This is a genomic window from Marivirga aurantiaca (assembly GCF_016679925.1).
GTDB classification, from domain to species: Bacteria; Bacteroidota; Bacteroidia; order Cytophagales; family Cyclobacteriaceae; genus Marivirga; species Marivirga aurantiaca.
This window is the reverse complement of sequence record NZ_JAEQBW010000006.1, coordinates 21152-40636: the sequence shown is the minus strand read 5'-3', so window position 1 is coordinate 40636 and position 19485 is coordinate 21152. Positions and strand designations below refer to the sequence as shown.

11 protein-coding genes are annotated in these 19485 nt (G+C 36.1%); 3 read left to right on the top strand and 8 right to left on the bottom strand.

Translation table 11 applies throughout. The features are described 5' to 3' along the window. Position 1 precedes the first annotated feature (1 nt). Positions 2-1285, bottom strand: coding sequence for a dihydroorotase (locus JKA74_RS13400; RefSeq protein WP_201431717.1), 1284 nt, complete (start codon positions 1283-1285; stop codon positions 2-4). A 1-nt stretch (position 1286) separates the two neighbouring features. Continuing rightward, positions 1287-3239, bottom strand: coding sequence for a BatA domain-containing protein (locus JKA74_RS13395; RefSeq protein ID WP_201431716.1), 1953 nt, complete (start codon positions 3237-3239; stop codon positions 1287-1289). Positions 3240-3932: 693 nt separating this feature from the next. Between JKA74_RS13395 and JKA74_RS13390 the strand changes: the two genes are divergently transcribed. Next, the gene (locus tag JKA74_RS13390; RefSeq protein WP_201431715.1) at positions 3933-6827 is read left to right on the top strand and encodes a TonB-dependent receptor; all 2895 of its coding nucleotides are present in this window, start codon (positions 3933-3935) and stop codon (positions 6825-6827) included. A 90-nt stretch (positions 6828-6917) separates the two neighbouring features. Continuing rightward, a complete protein-coding gene (locus tag JKA74_RS13385) occupies positions 6918-7325 on the top strand; it encodes a hypothetical protein (RefSeq protein WP_201431714.1) in 408 nt (135 codons plus the stop codon). 244 nt (positions 7326-7569) lie between these two features. Here JKA74_RS13385 and JKA74_RS13380 read toward each other — a convergent pair whose 3' ends face one another. The 6 genes from JKA74_RS13380 to JKA74_RS13355 all read right to left on the bottom strand — a co-directional run bounded on the left by JKA74_RS13380 (position 7570) and on the right by JKA74_RS13355 (position 18733). Then, the gene (locus JKA74_RS13380; protein ID WP_201431713.1) at positions 7570-8640 is read right to left on the bottom strand and encodes a fasciclin domain-containing protein; all 1071 of its coding nucleotides are present in this window, start codon (positions 8638-8640) and stop codon (positions 7570-7572) included. A 602-nt stretch (positions 8641-9242) separates the two neighbouring features. After that, positions 9243-14507, bottom strand: a complete 5265-nt coding sequence (locus JKA74_RS13375; RefSeq protein ID WP_201431712.1) for a PKD domain-containing protein — start codon at positions 14505-14507, stop codon at positions 9243-9245. A gap of 10 nt (positions 14508-14517) precedes the next feature. Continuing rightward, complete coding sequence (locus tag JKA74_RS13370; protein WP_201431711.1) at positions 14518-14955, bottom strand: T9SS type B sorting domain-containing protein; 438 nt, start codon at positions 14953-14955, stop codon at positions 14518-14520. 528 nt (positions 14956-15483) lie between these two features. Beyond that, complete coding sequence (gene bioA, locus JKA74_RS13365) at positions 15484-16773, bottom strand: adenosylmethionine--8-amino-7-oxononanoate transaminase (RefSeq protein ID WP_201431710.1); 1290 nt, start codon at positions 16771-16773, stop codon at positions 15484-15486. Next, positions 16770-17378: a dethiobiotin synthase gene (bioD, locus tag JKA74_RS13360; protein ID WP_201431709.1), complete on the bottom strand. Its 609-nt coding sequence runs from the start codon at positions 17376-17378 to the stop codon at positions 16770-16772. Before bioD ends, bioA begins: the two co-directional genes overlap by 4 nt. A 224-nt stretch (positions 17379-17602) precedes the next feature. Then, the gene (locus tag JKA74_RS13355; protein WP_201431708.1) at positions 17603-18733 is read right to left on the bottom strand and encodes an aminotransferase class I/II-fold pyridoxal phosphate-dependent enzyme; all 1131 of its coding nucleotides are present in this window, start codon (positions 18731-18733) and stop codon (positions 17603-17605) included. 87 nt (positions 18734-18820) lie between these two features. Between JKA74_RS13355 and JKA74_RS13350 the strand changes: the two genes are divergently transcribed. Then, a complete protein-coding gene (locus JKA74_RS13350; protein WP_201431707.1) occupies positions 18821-19408 on the top strand; it encodes a porin family protein in 588 nt (195 codons plus the stop codon). The last annotated feature ends 77 nt before the right edge of the window (positions 19409-19485 follow it).

Below are 19485 nucleotides of genomic sequence, written 5' to 3'. Positions count from 1 at the left end.
CTTATGCCGAATAAATGTTAGGGTCTAAATATGCCTGACCCTGATTAAACACCGCCAAGGCTTTTGCTTTAAAGGCAGTGTTAAGAAAAGGACTATTATCACTCCGTGATTGATTACTTGTAGCATCAAATAGCCAGTCATCCTCCATAGTAAATAAAGTAAGATCAACCGTAGTACCCACTTCCCATGTTGGGGGTACTATTTTCAGAATCTTTCGTGGATTTGAAGCTATACAATTGATAAATGTATTTAACTGGATTTTATCTTTTAAGAATTTCTGGTATAAAGGAAATAAAATCTGGCTTCCCATAATGCCAAAAGCTGCATAATCAAATTCCAGTTTTTTGTGATCCTGATCATAAGGCTGGTGAGCCGATACAATCACATCTATGGTACCGTCATTCACTCCACTAATTAATGCTTCTATATCTTTTTTGGTTCTGAGTGGTGGTGATACTTTATAATTAGCATCAAAAGTTTCCAGATGGCTATCGTCCAAAATTAAATGGTGAATACCTACATCACAAGTAACATTAAGCCCCTCATTTTTTGCTTGCCTGATTAACTCTACACTTTTGGCACTACTTAGGCATGAGAAATGGATTTTTCCCCCGGCATATTTCAGGAGCTCCAGATCCCTTTGGATCATCAGCTCTTCAGCCAAATGCGGAATACCTTTTAAGCCTAAACCTGTACTAACTACTCCTTCACTCATTTGACCAAACATGGCAAGATTTTTATCCTGAGGGAAGTTCATCAGCAGTCCATCAAATTTTTGCAGATACTGTAAAGATTTAACCAGGATATCACTGTTCCACAATGGTTGCAATCCATCGGTAAATGCAGGAACCCCGGTAAAATGGGCATCCAGCATTTCATTTAGGTTTTCTCCATCACAATTGATGGTGACAGCTGATGCCGGGTATATTTTTACAGCTTTACCCATATTTTTTGCAAAAACTGAAGAGAAATCACTCCTGTTCTGCAATACAGGCTGTGTATTAGGCATCAATAATGCCCCCCCAAAACCACCGGCAAGCAATACATTGGACAAGCTTTCCAAATCTTCCCTGAATTCTTCCCCGGGCTCTCCACTGAAAACACGCATATCAAACCAGGAGGCAGAAGCCATTAAACCGGATTTTTCAATTCGAACATCAACTTCTCCCGGATCTTTAGGGTTAATTTCGGAAATCCTGCCATTCTCAATCAGCATACTTACCGTTTTCTGGTGTAATGATGTGCCGGAAGCGATGATTTTTACATCCTTTATGTAGGTGCGCATATTATTTAATCAAGCGAATAATTAAAACTTCAGCCAATAAACTCAACAAAGCTAATATTAAGAAGTATTTCCACAAAGGAAAACCGTTTTTGCTTTCCAAAAGAAAGTTTTCCAGGGTTGAAACGTCATATTCCTCCAACACCTTTACATTCTTTGATCCTGAAAACAATTCCTCCAGATCTGATGCGGTATAAAAGCTGTTTTCGCTTTCTGCTTTAGGGTAGTTAAAAGCCAAATAGGTGTACATTGTATCAGTTTTTGCATCTTTTAATGCATAAAATCCTGCCATTATCTCTTGCTCTGGTAATATTAAACTGATTTTACCTCCTTGCAATCTTTGATCGGGTATCAGCTGCTGATTGTCTTTCTCAAGTTTTAAAACAGTAGCCGCAGGAATATCATTATTGGTAAAACTAATTATTTCCTCGTTCAGGAAATGGTAGGTAACTGTGTTTTCTGATTTCCCTGAAAAAGCTATTTTATAAAATACTGGCAAAAACAATCCATGGCGTGCAAAATTAGAGTTTTCCAAGCCAATTGAAGCAGAGAAAGTATATATGTTTTGAGCCTTTCCTGTTCTGCTGAGAAAAGGATATCCGTTTATGAAAGAAAGCAGGCTCTGTCCGGACTGCCAATTCATTACAGCTTGCGCCTCGGGCATGTCCATATTTCTTTCTGTTTTTTTGAAAATATTTCTAAAAAATGGATTCTGAATGTCTGGGTTTTGCAGTTTAACTTTAGCATTTTGTTGAAGTTTTCTGACATTATTCAACCCAAACCTTGCAAGAAGTTCCGTAGCATTGAAATCGCTTTCAGGAATAAGCACCAGGGTTTTCCCCATACCAGCATAAGCCTGCAAGGCATCTGCTTTAAATGAGTTGAAATTTTCACCCATTTTAACAATAGCTACGTCAAAATCATCAAGCCTTTGAAATGAATAGTTGTTAATGTTTTCATTCTCAAAATCAAAAACATCATTATCCTCAAATAAAGATCGAATATTCTGATCCTTCTGTGTTTCTTCAAGTAGCAGAACTTTTATCTTTCCGGTATTTTCTTTCTTAAAATAAAAAGTATTATCAAAAGTAACGATGGCATCATCCGAAGTAAAAGTAAGTTGTTCTTCTCTTTGGTTAATGTTGGAGTTTAGCCAAAAACCTATCGTATCACTGCTGTTTTCAGTATCATTAATTTGCCTGTTGCCAATCAAAGTATTATTCTCCTGAAGGGAAATATTGACCTGTCCCGGATTCCCTTTAGTATTTAGTTGTAATATCAGTGATTCATCAAGTGTGGTATTGAGTTCATTGCCAGATATCCATACAGAATCCCATATTATATTGCCCGGGCTTTCTTTGTAGGGTGGCATAATCACAAACTGGCGAGTAGTATCAGAAAACACCTCCTTATTTCTATCAATAACTTGTTTCTGGAAATCACTTAAAATGAGAACCCTTCCTGTATTCCCATGTTTTTCAAGTAAGCGATCAAGAACCATTTCTGAGCTGCGCGCATTGATTTCAATATTATCATAAGCTTGAAGCGCATTTCCCGATTCATCAATTATTTGCAGGTTTTCAGGAAATTGATCTTGTAGTCTGTTGATGAGGTTCATATTTTCCTCCAATACAGAATTAGCTTTGCCTTCTGCTAAAGATAAATTGGAGGCTGACTTATCTAAAATTATTAAATTCACTTCGGCTGTTGAGGCATCAGACGGCCAGAAAGGTTTGGCAATACACATTACAAAAAAGAAAATAAACAACAACCTGCTGAACAGGATCAATAAATGTTTGAGTTTTCTTGTGTTTTTCTGCTCCTGGTTGATGGCTTTCAAAAAAGCCACATTACTGAATTTTAATTTTTTATATCTCCTAAACTGAAATAGATGAATCAGAATAGGGATTATCAGTAAAAAAAGGAGCCAAAAGGCATTTGGATTGGTAATATTCATACAAAGTGCAAATTAGCCGAAAGCAAAGAAGGAATCAATAGAATAACGGATTTAATTATAAAGTAATGTTTGATTTTTTAATGAATTGGTCTTGGTTAAGATATTCGGAAACTGTTCACCTTTTTATAGCCCACAGATTCCTTCACCTCACTCTCGGATGAACCGAGAGTAAAGGTTCGGAATAACCAGTGAAAGAGAGTGAGTAGGAATAAACCACTAATTAGAATAAAAGCAGCATCTCAATCATTTATGGTTATTGCGAGCTTGCTTTATAATGGCTTCAATTTTATGAGAAGTTAAAGACCTTGATACAATTTGCTATAAATACATAGTGCAGAGCAAACGAAGCAATCTTTTGATTAGAATTAAAAGTATGAAGTCATCCGTATATTACCCTTGTCCAACGAATTCCTTCTCCCAACCCTTAACAGGTTAAGAGTTTAGAGGCTTGAAATAACCAACTAATTTTAAGAGAGTGATTTAAGTCAATTGTATGTAAAACAATCTCCAATCTTAAAAAAAGTCTGTTTTCAATCACAATTGAAAGCTTTTTAACCAAAAAAAATATTTTATAAAAGATTATTCTTACGAATTAGGAAATTATGCATTAAATTATCTAAAATTGTTATTGATACAATTAATTAAACTACGATCTTTAATAAAAAGCATACTTCATTTTAAAACCATTCAAATATGAAAATTAATTTACTAAGAAAATCATGTCTGCTAATTTGTCTTTTTGCAGGGCTGAGTATTCATCTGCAGGCACAAAGCACACAGATAAAAGGAACTGTAGTGGATGCGGAAAATGGCTCTACACTAATAGGTGTCAATGTTTTGGTGAAAGGAAAAGTATTAGGAACTACTACTGATTTTAATGGTAATTTTGATTTGAAGTTGAATATGCAACTCCCAATCACTTTGCAATTTAGTATGATTGGTTATAAAACAGAAGAAGTTGAGGTAACCAATACTCAACCCATACAAGTAGAATTAAGTGAAGAGATTTTACTTGGGCAGGAAGTGGTAGTATCTGCCTCAAGAGTGGAAGAAAGTATATTACAATCGTCTGCCACTATTGAGAAAATGGATTTGTTATCCATTCAGCAAACTCCTGCAGACAACTACTACAAGAGTATGCAGTATTTAAAAGGAGTAGATGTTACTCAAAGTAGTATCAACTTTCAGATTGTAAACGCCAGAGGTTTTAACTCTACTGGAAACACAAGATTTGTACAACTAACTGACGGAATGGATACGCAGGCTCCGGCTTTGAATTTCCCTATTGGAAATTTAAATGGGCCTTCTGAGTTGGATGTTGAAAGTGTGGAATTTATCCCTGGAGCACAATCAGCATTATATGGACCAAATGCTTTTAATGGTATTATGCGAGTGACGAGTAAATCAGCATTTGACTATGAAGGAATAAGCGCTTTTGCAAAAGTAGGAATGAATCACTTTGGTGCGGATACAGAAGCTGGTGCGCCAGGTAGTCCGCAGCCGATGTATGAAGCATCAGTACGATATGCCGAATCATTTAATGATCGTTTTGCTTTTAAAATAAATGCCAGCTATATGCGGGCTGAAGATTGGTATGCTACCAACTACGACTCTGATAGAAATGCAGGTTTACAACCTGAAGGATTCGATTTTAATCCTGGTAAAGATGCCCCCAATTTAATGGGAGATGAAGCTGCCATTAATTTAGCGATTTTTAGGTTTAGTAATGACTGGAGAAGCCTAACTACTTTACTGAATAATACAAGACCAAGTGATGAAAGAATACCGGCCGGACAATATGCAGATAACTTTTTTTTACCTAACCATGTAGTTTCAGTGAGCCCTTACAGAGAACATGAATTGATAGATTATGGAGCAGAAAACATTAAAGGAAATGTTGGTTTGTATTATCGTCCTACTGATAATGTAGAGCTAAGTTATTTATACAACGGTGGTTATGGAACCAGTATTTATACTGGAGCACAAAGATACTCATTGAAAAATTTTAGTATCCATCAACACAGGTTGCAAGCCGAAGGAGATAACTGGTTTGTTAGGGCATATGCCACCCTGGAAAATTCAGGTGATTCATATATTACCGAATTTTATGCTAAAAGAGTAAATGATCTGAGAAGTAGTTTACTAGGTTCTGATGGGGTTTCTGTTTGGTTAGGAACATATGGCTATAACTATTTAAGCTATTTACATAATGAATTAGGCTACAGCCCAAGTGATGATCCTAACTCAATTTCTGTTGCACAACAAATTGATGCTCACCGGTATGCTGAAACGGAAACGGAAAGATTATATGGAGCAGAACCTGGTTCTGAAGAATTTAACGCTTTACTAGGTCCTGCAGCTGAAGGTACAGTGCCTAATGGCCCAAAATTTAATGACCGTTCTAAATTATATCATGCAGAAGCACAATACGACTTTAGTAAAAAGATAGGCTTCTTTGATCTATTAGTTGGAGGTAGCTTCAGAATGTACGATCTACAATCTAATGGTACTATTTTCCCTGACAGTCCGGAAAACCCAATTACGATCAGAGAAATGGGTGCTTTTGCCCAAGCTTCAAAAAAAGTCCTTAATGATAAGCTTAAATTAATTGGCTCAATCAGAATGGATAAAAATGAAAATTTTAATGCAGTTGTGAGTCCTCGACTTGCAGGTGTGTTAACTTTTAATAAGACGAATAATATAAGAGCTTCCTTTCAAACAGGATTCCGAAATCCTACTACTCAAGGACAATACATTAACCTTGATATTATCTCAAGTAGATTGTTGGGTGGGTTACCTGAAAACTTAGAGACTTATGGCATCGGAACAAATCCAAACTTATACACAATAGAATCAGTAAATGAGTTTACAGGTAACATTTTCGCTACAGGAGATATCAACCCGAATTTATTGGAAACTGTAGAGAACTTTAAACCTGTAGCCCCTGAGCAAGTTCAATCTTTTGAAGTAGGATATAAAAGTGTAATAAATAATAAATTTCTTATTGACCTTGTTGGGTACTACAATATCTACAACGATTTTATTGTTCAGCAAAGGATGAGGCAAGCAGCTCTTAATCCCGATGGGACACCTAATTATTTAACCTTATTAAACGGAACAAGTGATAATACTTTTCAGGTATATACCAATGCCGACAAACAAATAAGTGCTTATGGTTTCGCAGGTGAAGTAAGTTATGCATTACCAAAAAATTATAATATAGGGTTTAATTATAATTACAATAAATTGAACACTCAAGATGCCAGTGACGGCTTTGTGTTTGGGTTTAATACACCTGAACATAAATACAATTTGAAATTTGGTAATAGAAAACTGACTGAAAAAATTGGTTTTAATGTAGTGTACAGATGGCAATCAGAATTCTATTGGGAATCTTCCTTTGGTGATGGCACCATCCCGGCTTTTGGCACAGCTGATGCACAAGTGTCCTACAAATTGCCAAGTAAAATGATGTTGAAAGTAGGTGGTTCAAATCTATTGAATAACTATTATATACAAAGCTTTGGTGCTCCCAGAATTGGAGCCATTTATTATGTTTCTATTACCTTTGATCAGTTAATGAATTAATAGATGAAAGGCTTCTTTTTGTAAAGCTTTTTTATCTAATTAAATTTAAATATACTATATTACCGTATGTTTAAATTTAATTAGATAAAAATGAAAAAGTCAATCAAAACACTTATGATTATTGCTCTGATACTCGCTAGTAATTCACTTTACTCTCAGATTAATTCAACTTGTAATTCGCAGAGTGGAGATTTTACAGCACAATTGTATACCCTAAGTGGAACCAAAATTTCAACAAGTCAAGTTCAACCTAATACTGAATACGATATTAGAATAAACTATACGGGAAGTTGGACATATCCAACAAATGCTGCGTATTGTGTAGTTGTTAATGTAGGTTTTGCAAGAAAGTGTATCGATGCAGGAAATGGGAATGCAACAATCAGAATCAAAACTGATCCTTCTTTATCATATGGATTTCACGGAGCCATAGGCCCAACCAACCCAGATGGTAACTCAGCCTCAAGTTGTTTAAGTGCCTGGAACCCTATTGAATAAAAATATATTAATTTGGTATTAAGCCGTACAGAAATTGAACCACATACAATCTCAGTTCTTAATTCTATTTAGCTGAGTTGTGAGGATTCCTCAAGAATTATCATCAGCAGGAAATAATTTCTTACTGGTAACTTAAATTAATGTTAAAAATGATTCTCAATGTTTGTTACTAGCAACGCAAAAAAATAGATAAAAAAAAGGTCGCTAAAAAGCGACCTTTTTTTTTAAATAGAACAATAATTATTTACTCAGTCGGTGGTGTTAAAACGCCTGCAAAAGCATGAACTACACCATTTATCTGGCTATCATATGCATTTTCCAAAGCAATTTGTCCGTTAGGTGCACTATCACCATTAGAATCTAAAACCACACCTGAAGTAATTCCTGCGTCCGCATCAATTGGAGCTTCTGTAGTCAATACTGTTATGGTTTTCTGCGCTTTAGTTGTATAAGAAGCACCAGCAACAAAATCAGCACCTTTAACTTCTACAGATAATATATGATTGGCAATTAAACCATACCATTCCTGACCACTATAAGCATCTAAAGTAATTCCTGCACTAACGAAAACTGCATTTACTGGTGCAAAAACTGTTAAAGTTTCGGATTCGCTCGATAAGATATCAGATAATAAAGGCTGACTTGCTGAAGCAGCAAATTCATCTGCTTTTTGAATTGCAGCCGCTAAAGTACTGAAATCTGCACCTAATAATACGGCTTGAGATACTTTACCTAAATGCACAGCAATCATACTAAATACTTGTACTGGCGGAACTAAAATCGTTTCTACTACATGAACTACACCATTGGTAGCTAATATTTCCTCTCCTACAAATTCCACATCTGTATCCGATCCACCTGTAGCAATATTTCCATTTGCATTAAAAGTAATATTTTCTCCCTGTGCAGTAGTTAATGAAGTCGATTGCTCCATCTCAGTTCTTCTTACTTCAGCAGCTGCATGGATGTGAAATGCTAATACCGCTTTTATAATGTCAGGATTAACAGTTTCCAAAGATTCAACACCTAGTATAGTTTGTAATTTAGCAAAAGCTGCATCATTAGGAGCAAACAAAGTTATTGGTCCATCACCTTCAAGTACTGAAATTAAATCAGGATATTCCTCCAAAAAGAATTCCAATTGAGTATGTGTTTCACTTTCAGCTACAATCTCTAATACTGAATTCTCTGGTTCCGGATCCGGATCTGTTCCCTCATCATCACCGCATGATGTAAGAACCATTGACGACATAGCCAAAAATACTACCGCCATTAGAGTAGAGCTTAGCTTTAAAAATAAATTTTTCTTTTTCATAATAGTTTAATTATTGTTTAGATTAAATGTGAAAATAAGAAATTAAACCGCTTTGTTAAAACATTGTGCCATAATTTATTATGCATAACGAGTAATTTTGCCAATTTAATTCCATTCTACAACACTAAAGACACTACATTGTTGCGCTAGGTTGTAACAAAAAAAATAATACTCCATTAATAAATCTCTATATTATTTTAACTGGCATGGCAAGCTGAATATCAACCTCTTATGCGATTATCCAATAACAGAAAATAAAAAGAAAATTTATAGTGAGCCTTCAACCCATAAAAATCGCATCAGAACACATTACATGTTGGACTACATTTTTCATCCTCATTAATATAGGGCAGGATGAAAAAAACCATCATATTGATAATCCTATTTGTACTAAAATTTGTGAAGGAAAAGTGCATGCTTGTTAAGCTTACTAGTGTTAATTCCTTGGCTTGAATATCATTAATTATATGGCCACAGGTCTAATTAATGTTTATTAAACAATCCCAATTTTCAAAAATTGAAAAGAATATAGGTTTAGTGTTGGTTAAAAACAGAGACTAAGAATGAATAATGAGGCGAGAGCTTTTGTTTCTCTCTCCTCACTATTCTTCCTGCTTTTCGATGATCGTTTTATTTTGGCTTCCTTCTACTTCCATCACATCTTCCCACTCACCATTTTCATTTTGTCGCTGAATAATATACTTCAACACCCCATCCTTCCAGCCAGTATAAGGATTCCAATTCAATTCATATTTCCTGAATTGGTTCTGCTTTTTCAATAGTACACTATTGGATTGCCCACTTGCCGGGGCATCAATTGAGCATTCATTCACTACTTTTACCTGATAGCTATATTCATTATTTTTGCTATCCACATTTTCATCTATATAAAATTGATCTTGCGGACTTACCTCCGAATAAAATTCAAATGGTCCTTGATTGACAGATCGAAACACTTCGTATTGTATAATTTTATTCTTCCCTTCTTCTGGCACTGTCCATTCTGTAAATATTTCACCTGTATCCAATACAGTGGTGGTTTTTATAACTGCGGTTTGGTTTTTAAACACCTCATCACTCACTTCAAATAACACAGGATTACTAGTCGATAATAACTTGTTCTCAAAAAATGAAGCCACACGATACTGATAATTGCCCGGACATAAATAAGTACTGTCATGATAGTCCAACATATTCATATCTGAGATAGCAATTTCATCCCAATCACTGGCTGTAATATTTTTTCTAAACACCCTGTAATTATTAGCAGGCATTCCTTTATGGGTATTCCATTCAATTGTCCGCCTCCTTGATTCCTCTTTTTTGGTGAGGTGTAAAGTGTTATAATGCCTGATTTGATCCAAACTAAGCGTATCTTCACAATAGGAAACTGCCTGAAAAACATACTCATGGGTCATGTTCTGTGGCTGACAGGTTTTATCTTCGTAAAAAGTTACTTCTTCCGGTGATATTTGATCCAACAGTATAAAACCACTCATTGTTTTTCGCATTACATTATAATGTGATATATTATTGTAGGCATAGGGTTCCAATTCAAAACGTGCCAAATTATCTTCTACCCAAACATTTTGAACCTGCGCCTCTTTATGGCTCACAGTATCACGAACGAGAATAGTCATATCGCTAATCATGGTAACAGGACATCCTCCGTCATTTTTCACTGATAGACTTACCTGGTATGTACCTGGTTTTTCATAAATATAGGTTGGTGCCGGCTCATTACTTTTCACACCATTTCCAAAATCCCAAACATAAGTAGGGTTTTGAAGATTGGAACTATTGTTGGTAACATCAATTTCCACAGGATAACATTCTCCCGAAACGACAAGGTCAAATGCCGGTTGTGGAGTAGGCAATACCTTAATATTTCCAATACTATAACTTTGCTGACAACCGTCTACATTTTTTGCCACTAATGTCACTTTATACACACCTGCATTGGTGTAACTGTGGTTTGGATTGGGCTCATTTGAGGTAGTACCATCACCAAAGAACCATTGCCATTCAACCGCATTGGAAGACAGGTCAGTAAACTGAGCACTATCAGGCATACATATTGTTTTTTTAGCTATAGAAAATTTTGTTTCCGGGCCTTTCGTGATCACCAATTCCGACCTATGCAAGGTATCTGTGCACCCTAAATCATTGGTTACTATTAGCTTTACATCAAATTCTCCCACACTGGTATAAACATGTAATGGATTTGGCACCGTAGAGGTTTTCCCATCACCAAAGTCCCAGAAATAAGCACTTGCCCCAACTGCTTCATTTTGGAAGGAAACTTCCACCGGAACACAAGCAGAAGCAACGGGTTCTTTAATGGAAAATCCTGCCTGAAGGTCAAGTACTTCAATATAATTTTCAATACGCACTGTATCTTCACATCCGCTTTCATTAGAAGCGATCAATTGAACTGAATAAATCCCTGGTTGGTCATAAATGTGCAACGGACTTGCTTCTGTGCTTGTATTTCCATCACCAAACTGCCATTCCCAACTTACTGACTGTTCACTAAAGGCGCTAAACTGAATGGATGCCGGACCACAGGCTTTGGTTTGATCTGCCTCAAACCTGGCGTTGAAAATACCTTCCATTTCTTGTTCTTTAACTACTGAACAGCCAGAAGCATTAGTGACAGTTAATTTGATAGGATGTTCCGGAATAGTAGTGTAAATATGTACCGGATGCTGTTGAACAGATGAATCACCATCACCAAATTCCCAAAGCCATGAAACAGCATTAATACTTTCATCAGTGAAACTTACTTCCACAGGTAAACAATCCTGGTTTTGCTGATAACTAAATTCACTTGTTAATTCATCAACCTGAATGTAATCTTCCAATACTAAGGAATTGCTACATCCGCCAAATGAAGCTGTTAATGTGATGCTATAGATACCAGGTTCAAAAGTTATTTTTGGATTTTTGACCGTGCTTGTTTGCCCATTGCCAAAATCCCATAACCATGATTCCGCATTTTCAGACGCATTTACAAAATTTACGGTATGAGTTCCACACCCAGTTGTTTTATTACTTGCCTTAAATGAAGCTATTGGATTTTGTACTCTTACTTTGTTAGGCAACACAAAAGTGTGCTCACAGTTTTGGTAATCAGTCGCGAATAACTTTACCTGATATTCTCCGGACAATTTATAGGTATATTCAAGTTGTGAATTTGTAATAGTATCGCCATTGCCCAAATCCCAGCTAAACGATTGAAAGCCTTGTAGATCATGATTCACAGTAAAAGGTTCACCTATACATAGTTCGGTTGGGAATTGAAAAGTTTGTTCCTGATTTCCAATAAAAATGTTTTTAATGCTTGTAGCTTCACATGTATTCTGCCCTGAAGCTGAAAGACTCACCTGGTACAATCCCGGCTCAGGAAAAAGATATTTATCCCCATCCAACGTAACCTGTCTATTGTTTATTTTCCAGTTATAATACTGAAAATCCGGATTAGTAGGTGTAAAAGACACTTCAAAGGAATCACAAACCACCTTTACGTCATAAGTAAAATCCACCAGTGGATCTTCTATAGTGATAGTCATATAATCTTTCACCAGGAATGAGCTATCCGGTGAGAAATAAGCATAAAAATCCACTGTGTACGTGCCCGGTTGATCATATTTTACAGTGAAATGACTATCTGTCCTTTTAGACTCATCAGAGAATGTCCATTCTATTGACTCAGCCCCTGGCGTTGGGTTCATAAAATCTACCCAAAAAGGTGTAGTACAACTTTTGAATTCATGTTTGGTCAATCCGCTACTTTCATCCTCCTCATCATCATCTTCCAACTCAGGATTTTCGCAATCTTGCCATGGGTTTTTAATAACAATGGCTTTGGATTTGGAACATTCCCCAGACCCAGTAACCCTTAATGTAATATTGATGTCTTCAAGTGTGGCAAACGTCAAGCTTAAATTGTCAACTGTGCTCACTATTGCTTCATTGTAAAACCAAAAAGCTGTTTCTCCTTCTGCCAGTTCAGTATTCAACTCCACCCTAAACAAGCCACATGTTTCTTCCGGAAATACTTCATAGATAGCATTAGGATTAATATCCGGGATTTCAATGATATTATAATTTTCTATTGTGGTACGACAGCCATTTTTATTGTTGGTAGTTAATGATATAACATATCTGCCCGCATTGGCATAACTATGGACTGGATTTCGATCTGTTGAAATACTGCCATCTCCAAAATCCCACTCCCAAAAATCATGTCCCATACTACCGTTAAAATCCACTTCGGTGTAAGTACATGATTCAATCACTTCGGGATCATTCAAATATATCACGGAGTCGAAAACAGTGATTGGTTTTTCAAATTGATATTCAATAGTACACCCTTTACCATTTACATAAGTTACGGTAGGCTGGTAAACACCTGGTTCAGAATACTCAAAGGCAACCGATTTTCCTTCGGCAGTAGTTCCATCTCCTGATTCCCATTTAATACTAGTTGCTTCACTATTTTGAAGCACAAAACTAGTTTGTAAAGGTACACATCCTTCATTTTTTGAAACTTCTATAGGAGTTTCCACTTCAAATACCTGAACTTCCTCTTCCAGAATAGTTTCAATTACACATCCATTTGAATAATGTGTTATGGCTTTCACCTGATAATTTCCTGCTTCAGAAAATGTGTAGTTTATAGTGTTACCTGAAAAGGTTTCATTATTTATTTTCCACTCGTAAGCCGAAGCTCCTGAGGTAGTGTTGGAAATTTCAAAATCAAAAGGCATGCAACCTGAGGCTGCGGAATAACTGAATGTAGGTGCGCTAACAGATTGTACCGTCACGGAAGAAGGTGCTTCTATGGTAAGCTGACACCCATTTTCATTGGTAAAATTTAGTTCTGCATTATAAGTACCTGATTGATCGAAAGCTATTTCCACAGTTTTTCCCTGGAACTTACGACCATCGCTTAAAGTCCACTCGAAATCGCTTTCGCTTCCAGTGTCTACCAATGCCTCCAAAGTAATTTGCTGGCCTGTGCAGATAGCATTATCAGACATCTGTATTTCCGGCAGATCAGTAGCAACAACTTGAATGGAATCTTGTAACACAAGCGTTTGGAAACAATCATTCCCGTCTTTTACAGTTACAGAAACCGCATAATTACCCACCGTGGAAAATTGATGGGCTGCCTGTAAATCTGTACTGGTATAGCCATCACCAAAATCCCAAACTGCACTAACTGCATTTTCAGACAATTGAAATTGAATAGCATCTCCATCCATACATTGGACAGTATTATTAGCAGAGACCTGTATAGTTTCAGGGGTTAAAACTTCTATTATATCTTCTTTAACCATTACGTCAGGACATCCGCCTTTGCCTATAGCTCTTAAAGTGACAGTAAATTTTCCACTACTGTTATAAGTATATATAGGGTTGGTTTCATTAGACTGGTTTCCATCACCAAAGCTCCATAGATAACTTTCTGCTCCAGAGGAATTGTTTTGAAATTGAAGTGGAGCATCTTTACAAACAATAGTTTGATCCACACTAAAGGAAGCTTGAGGATTGCCAAATACTTCTATTAAATCACTTTCGGTATAAGTTTGCTGTTGATCGTTGTTGAAAGTAACTATCAGTTCTACATCATAAGTACCCGCATCTTCAAAAAGGATAGAAGGGTTGGCTACAGTAGCACTTTGACCATTGCCAAAATTCCATTGATAGTTTTTTACATTTTCAAGAGAAGATGAGAAGTTAATCTGCAATGGCACACAACCCTCCTCTGTAGAAGTATTGATTTGTGCAAAATTTTTGTTTTGCAAGACCAACAGAAATGCCAATGTAAAAAGAAAAGAAATTTTTAGTTTATAGAACATTTCTTGAGATTTAGATAATAACCACTACTTTTCCTGATTTATGAAGATCTTCCCCTTCGTGGCTTTTAGCGATCACCTCATACATATAACCACCTGTAGAAACCTGTTTGCCATTATATGTTCCATCCCACTTGTGATCCAAAGAATTGGTATTGAATACAACTTCGCCATATCTGTTGTAAATTACTAATTTATACTCTTTAACACCTTTTGCTACAGCTCCAAATTTATCATTTAATCCATCATTATTTGGAGTGAATGCAGTTGGCACCTCTATAGAAAAAGAATTAAAAAGTTCCACATCATTGGAGACACTTACTGTGCGATCACCGGTATGGCTTACTGCCACTACTCTATACTTTACACCCTCAGCACTAGCTTGTCCCCATAAATGCAAAGGACTTAAGCCAAATATTAAGATTGAGAATGTGAGTAAAAACTTTTTCATGACGATATTCATCTATTTATAATTCAAAGTTGCGACAATTCGCTCTTCCATATATGAGATGAATTCGTATTTTGAAATTTAGGTGATTGACTGATTGGGCTAAGGGAAACACTTAGGTAAGCAGCACTACTGTAAACAAAGTCCTAAAAGGATTGCATAGGAAACAACCTTAGAAACAGAAGCAAAGGTCATAATTCAGCAATAGAAAAGCTGTTCCTTACTAAGGAAACATCAAAACGGTTTCAAAAAGAAAAACAGTTCAACATAAAACACACATATATGTGTGAGTTAGAAAATGCCAGAAACTACCTATTCTATAGACAAAAGCAGGAAGCTATAACAACAGTTGGTCGCCATTCTATCATTTCACTTTGATGGAATCCATTACATAATTAAAGCTCTGTCATAAAATAGTCAGTTGGTGGTATTCCAAAGTTTGGAATAATGGAGCTCTTATGTATGCGCTAAATGCTTATTTTAACATTTAGGCAAATAACTGAATTGCCTGAGGGAAATACTTAGTTTTACTTAGTGCCTGCCTATATTAAGCTGTATCAACATTTCTTCAACCGCCTGGTATATTCGTTCTATTTCTTCTTTTTTGATAATATAAGGTGGCAAAATATAGATTACATTACCCAATGGTCGCAACAGAATATCTCTCTCTAAAAAGAATGGATAAAGTTGATGGCGTACTTCATTCACATAGGAAGTATCCTCATCGGTTTTCAATTCCAAGGCAAAAATCGTTCCCATCACGCGACTATTAAGCACTTTAGGATGATTATTAATTCTCTCCTGAAATGCTTTTTGCCAGTCTGAAATATTCCGGATCTGCATTTGTGTTTCCTCCTTCATCAATAAATCAAAACTGGCTATTGAGGCCGCGCAAGCAATGGGATTGGCAGTAAAGCTATGCCCATGAAAAAATGTTTTCATGATATCAGTACTTTTATAGGCTTCCATAATTCTGGCTGTACAAGAAGTAACCCCCAGAGCCATAGTTCCGCCTGTGAGGCCTTTTGATAAGCAGAAAATATCCGGTTGAGTGGTTAAATAATCAGAAGCGAAATTTTTTCCTGTTCGTCCAAAACCTGTAAAGACTTCATCTGCAATACAAATTACTTCATTCTCTTTGGCCAATTGCAGTAGCTTGTCCAGCAGTTCCGGAGCATACATTTTCATACCGGCAGAGCCCAGCACCAAAGGTTCAAATATAAAAGCTGCTACCTCTTTGTCTTTAATCAATTGTTCAAACTGTATAATTAACTCAGCTTCATTTTCCTGTGTGGGGGTTGGCAGGAATTCAACATCAAACAAAAAAGGAGAAAAAGGAGCAGAAAACGGCCCTCTATCCCCTACCGACATAGCTCCAAAAGTATCTCCATGGTAAGCACCTTCAAAGGCAATTACTTTGGTACGGGATTTTTCTCCTTTATTATACCAAAACTGGAAAGCCATTTTTAAAGCCACTTCGTTGGCAGTACTTCCATTATCGGAATAAAAAATCTTTGATTGGTTTTCAGGCAATATACTCAATAGCTTTTCAGCTAATATGATGGCCGGCTCATGCGTAAATCCGGCAAATATCACATGTTCCAGCTTACTAGCCTGCTGAAATACAGCTTCTGCAATTTTTGGGTGGCTATGACCATGTAAATTAACCCACCAACTGGAAATGGCATCCATAATTTTTCTCCCTTCAGGAGTATAAAGATAGAGCCCTTCTGCCTTTTCAATCATGATATGATCAAATCCATTGACTAACTGTGTAAATGGATGCCAAATACTTTCTTTATCGCGATCAATCCAATTCATAAATTCTTAAGTAATTCCTCTGCGTATTTCCTGATTATTTCTTGATTGATTTCTTTTTCCTGATCTATTTTTAGTAAACACGGCACATCTGCGTGTTTTAAAATAATTTCCTCACTTGAAGGTTGAGAACTTCCATTAAATACAATTCCTAATAATTGAACACCCCTTCTTTTTAGCTCATTTAAGGTAAGTAAAGTGTGGTTAATACTTCCCAAATACAAATTTGCTACTAAAATTACTGGTATTTGCCACTTTTGAGGTAAATCAATCACAAATTCCTCATTGTTTATGGGTACTAAAGCCCCTCCTGCCCCTTCAATTACCAAATGCTTATTTTCCGTCCTGGGAAGAACAAAATCATTCAACTTAAGTTTAATCCCATCTATTTCCGCTGCCCAATGAGGTGACGCAGGCGTATTTAAAACATAAGCTTCCGGGAGAAAATTGGAAATTTTATTACTAATCAATTGTTTAACATACTCCGTATCTCTCGGGAAACCGGCCTGGATAGGTTTCCAATAATCCGCTTTTAATGCTTCTGTAATGATTGCACTAAAGAATGATTTGCCGCTATCTGTACCTATGGCCGTAATAAAAATTTTCATGTGTATATGTTTATTGTCAATGGTCACCCCGATTTAGTCGGGGCAGGCTATGAAATTCAATAAATTTTATTCATCCTTGGTTGCCCCGATAGCTATCGGGGAAGGATTCTAAAATTTATGCTCATTTCATGTGTATATGTTCGTTTTAAGTTGCCACATGGAATTCGCGATAAATATTCATCTGGCGGTTGGTATAAATTCGCCCTCGAATATTTATGCTCATTTCATGAATAATAAATGTTTATTGCATCACATAACTTTTTAATTTCCTCTGTGCTATTAAATGAATGTAGACAAATCCTGATTCTTTCCTCATTAACAGGAACTGTAGGGGACACAATAGGCCTCATATCAAAACCCAATTCATTTAAATGATTAGCCAGTTTAATGGCGGCTTCGTTTCCTTGTACCATAATTCCCTGAATGGGATGAAAACTTTCCAGTTTATTAATTCCGGGATTGATTGATTGTCTAAATAATAGAATGTTCTTTGTTAATTGTTCAACTACTTCAGGATGCTTCTTTCTGTATTGAATAGCATTTTCAATGATTTTAACAGAGTGGAAATTCATAGCAGTTGTATAAATAAACTGACGGCTATAGTTAACCAGGTAATCTTTTAATATCTGACTACCTGCTACTACAGCACCATGACAGCCCACTGCCTTTCCAAAAGTGTAAATTCTGGCAAAAACCTTATCCTGAATTTCTAAATCGCAACACAAACCAAAACCTGATTCACCGTACAGGCCAGTGCTGTGGGCTTCATCCACTATCAAATTTGCATTGTATTTTTCACATAGCGGGATCAACTCTTTCAGTGGAGCATGATCCCCATCCATGGAATATACTGATTCAACCACCACGAATATATTTCCAGTGGCATTCTTCATTTTACTTTCTAAATTCGAAAGATTATTATGTTTGAAATTATAATAATTAGCCCTGCTTAACCTAACACCTTCTTTAATGCACATATGTGATAGTTCATCAAAGTAAATAGTATCTCCCTTTTGAGGCACACAGGAAAGCACCCCTAAATTTGCAGTATATCCGGAATTAAAAAGTAAAGCAGCCTCAGAGTGAAAATATTCCGCTAAAAAAGATTCAAGTTGCTCATGATATGCTTTATTTCCACTTAATAACCTGGAACCACCGGCACCATTCTCTTCATATTCCACAATATTTTCAGAAATGGACCTGACTTTTGCCAACCCTAAATAATCATTGGAGATAAAATCGATCATTCCCTCTTTTGGAGTCCTTAAAAAACGAAATGCACCGTTTTTCTTTCTTTCATTTAAGATTACTTCAAGGGTATCATTCAGTTTCAACCCCGGTTTTACAAATTTCATAGATAAAAATCATATATTGGTAGCCGAAATTATAACTTTTAACCTGAAAATCGTTAAGTAAAATTAAATCATTTATAAAAAGAAATCATGAAGCAAAAATTATTGACAACTATCGTATTTATTTTCCTGTTTGGCTCTATAGCAGAAGCCCAGGTATTTACAATTGGCCCAAAGGTAGGGATTAGTAGTACACAAGTAAGCTTGAAAGATCATGCCGACCGATTTGAAGAAGGTGATGCTAATTACAGTTATCAAGTAGGGGCTTTTGCCAGAATAAACATTCTAGGTTTTTTTGTTCAACCGGAAGCCTATTTTAATTCTGTACAAGGCGAGTATGTTTCTCGCAATAATTTAGGAAATAAAGAAACAGTTACGCTCAATCAGAATAAAATTGATGTGCCAATATTGTTCGGATACAAGCTTGGTCCATTGAGGTTGAATATTGGCCCTGTAGCTAGTTTTAATATGGATTCTGAAGTTGATAAAGACGATGCTGTCAATGAATACAAAAATGCAGTATTCGCTTATCAAGCTGGTATAGGAGTAGATATTTCCAAACTAACACTTGATCTTCGTTATGAAGGTAACTTTAGTGATCAGGCCACTTTAGGAGATGATGAAGGTAAAGTAAGAATCAACCAGGTAATGTTAAGCTTAGGACTTAAGCTATTGTAAAAATTTAATTGACTAATAAAAGAAGTAGCATATTCATGGCAGAGTGCCTGGTTATGCTACTTTTTTTTTGAATTGTT

Bases quoted from the DNA above. Each gene is read 5' to 3' on its own strand.
- JKA74_RS13400 (WP_201431717.1), bottom strand. From the start codon at position 1,285: ATGCGCACCTACATAAAGGATGTAAAAATCATCGCTTCCGGCACATCA.
- JKA74_RS13395 (WP_201431716.1), bottom strand. From the start codon at position 3,239: ATGAATATTACCAATCCAAATGCCTTTTGGCTCCTTTTTTTACTGATA.
- JKA74_RS13390 (WP_201431715.1), top strand. From the start codon at position 3,933: ATGAAAATTAATTTACTAAGAAAATCATGTCTGCTAATTTGTCTTTTT.
- JKA74_RS13385 (WP_201431714.1), top strand. From the start codon at position 6,918: ATGAAAAAGTCAATCAAAACACTTATGATTATTGCTCTGATACTCGCT.
- JKA74_RS13380 (WP_201431713.1), bottom strand. From the start codon at position 8,640: ATGAAAAAGAAAAATTTATTTTTAAAGCTAAGCTCTACTCTAATGGCG.
- JKA74_RS13375 (WP_201431712.1), bottom strand. From the start codon at position 14,507: ATGTTCTATAAACTAAAAATTTCTTTTCTTTTTACATTGGCATTTCTG.
- JKA74_RS13370 (WP_201431711.1), bottom strand. From the start codon at position 14,955: ATGAAAAAGTTTTTACTCACATTCTCAATCTTAATATTTGGCTTAAGT.
- bioA (WP_201431710.1), bottom strand. From the start codon at position 16,773: ATGAATTGGATTGATCGCGATAAAGAAAGTATTTGGCATCCATTTACA.
- bioD (WP_201431709.1), bottom strand. From the start codon at position 17,378: ATGAAAATTTTTATTACGGCCATAGGTACAGATAGCGGCAAATCATTC.
- JKA74_RS13355 (WP_201431708.1), bottom strand. From the start codon at position 18,733: ATGAAATTTGTAAAACCGGGGTTGAAACTGAATGATACCCTTGAAGTA.
- JKA74_RS13350 (WP_201431707.1), top strand. From the start codon at position 18,821: ATGAAGCAAAAATTATTGACAACTATCGTATTTATTTTCCTGTTTGGC.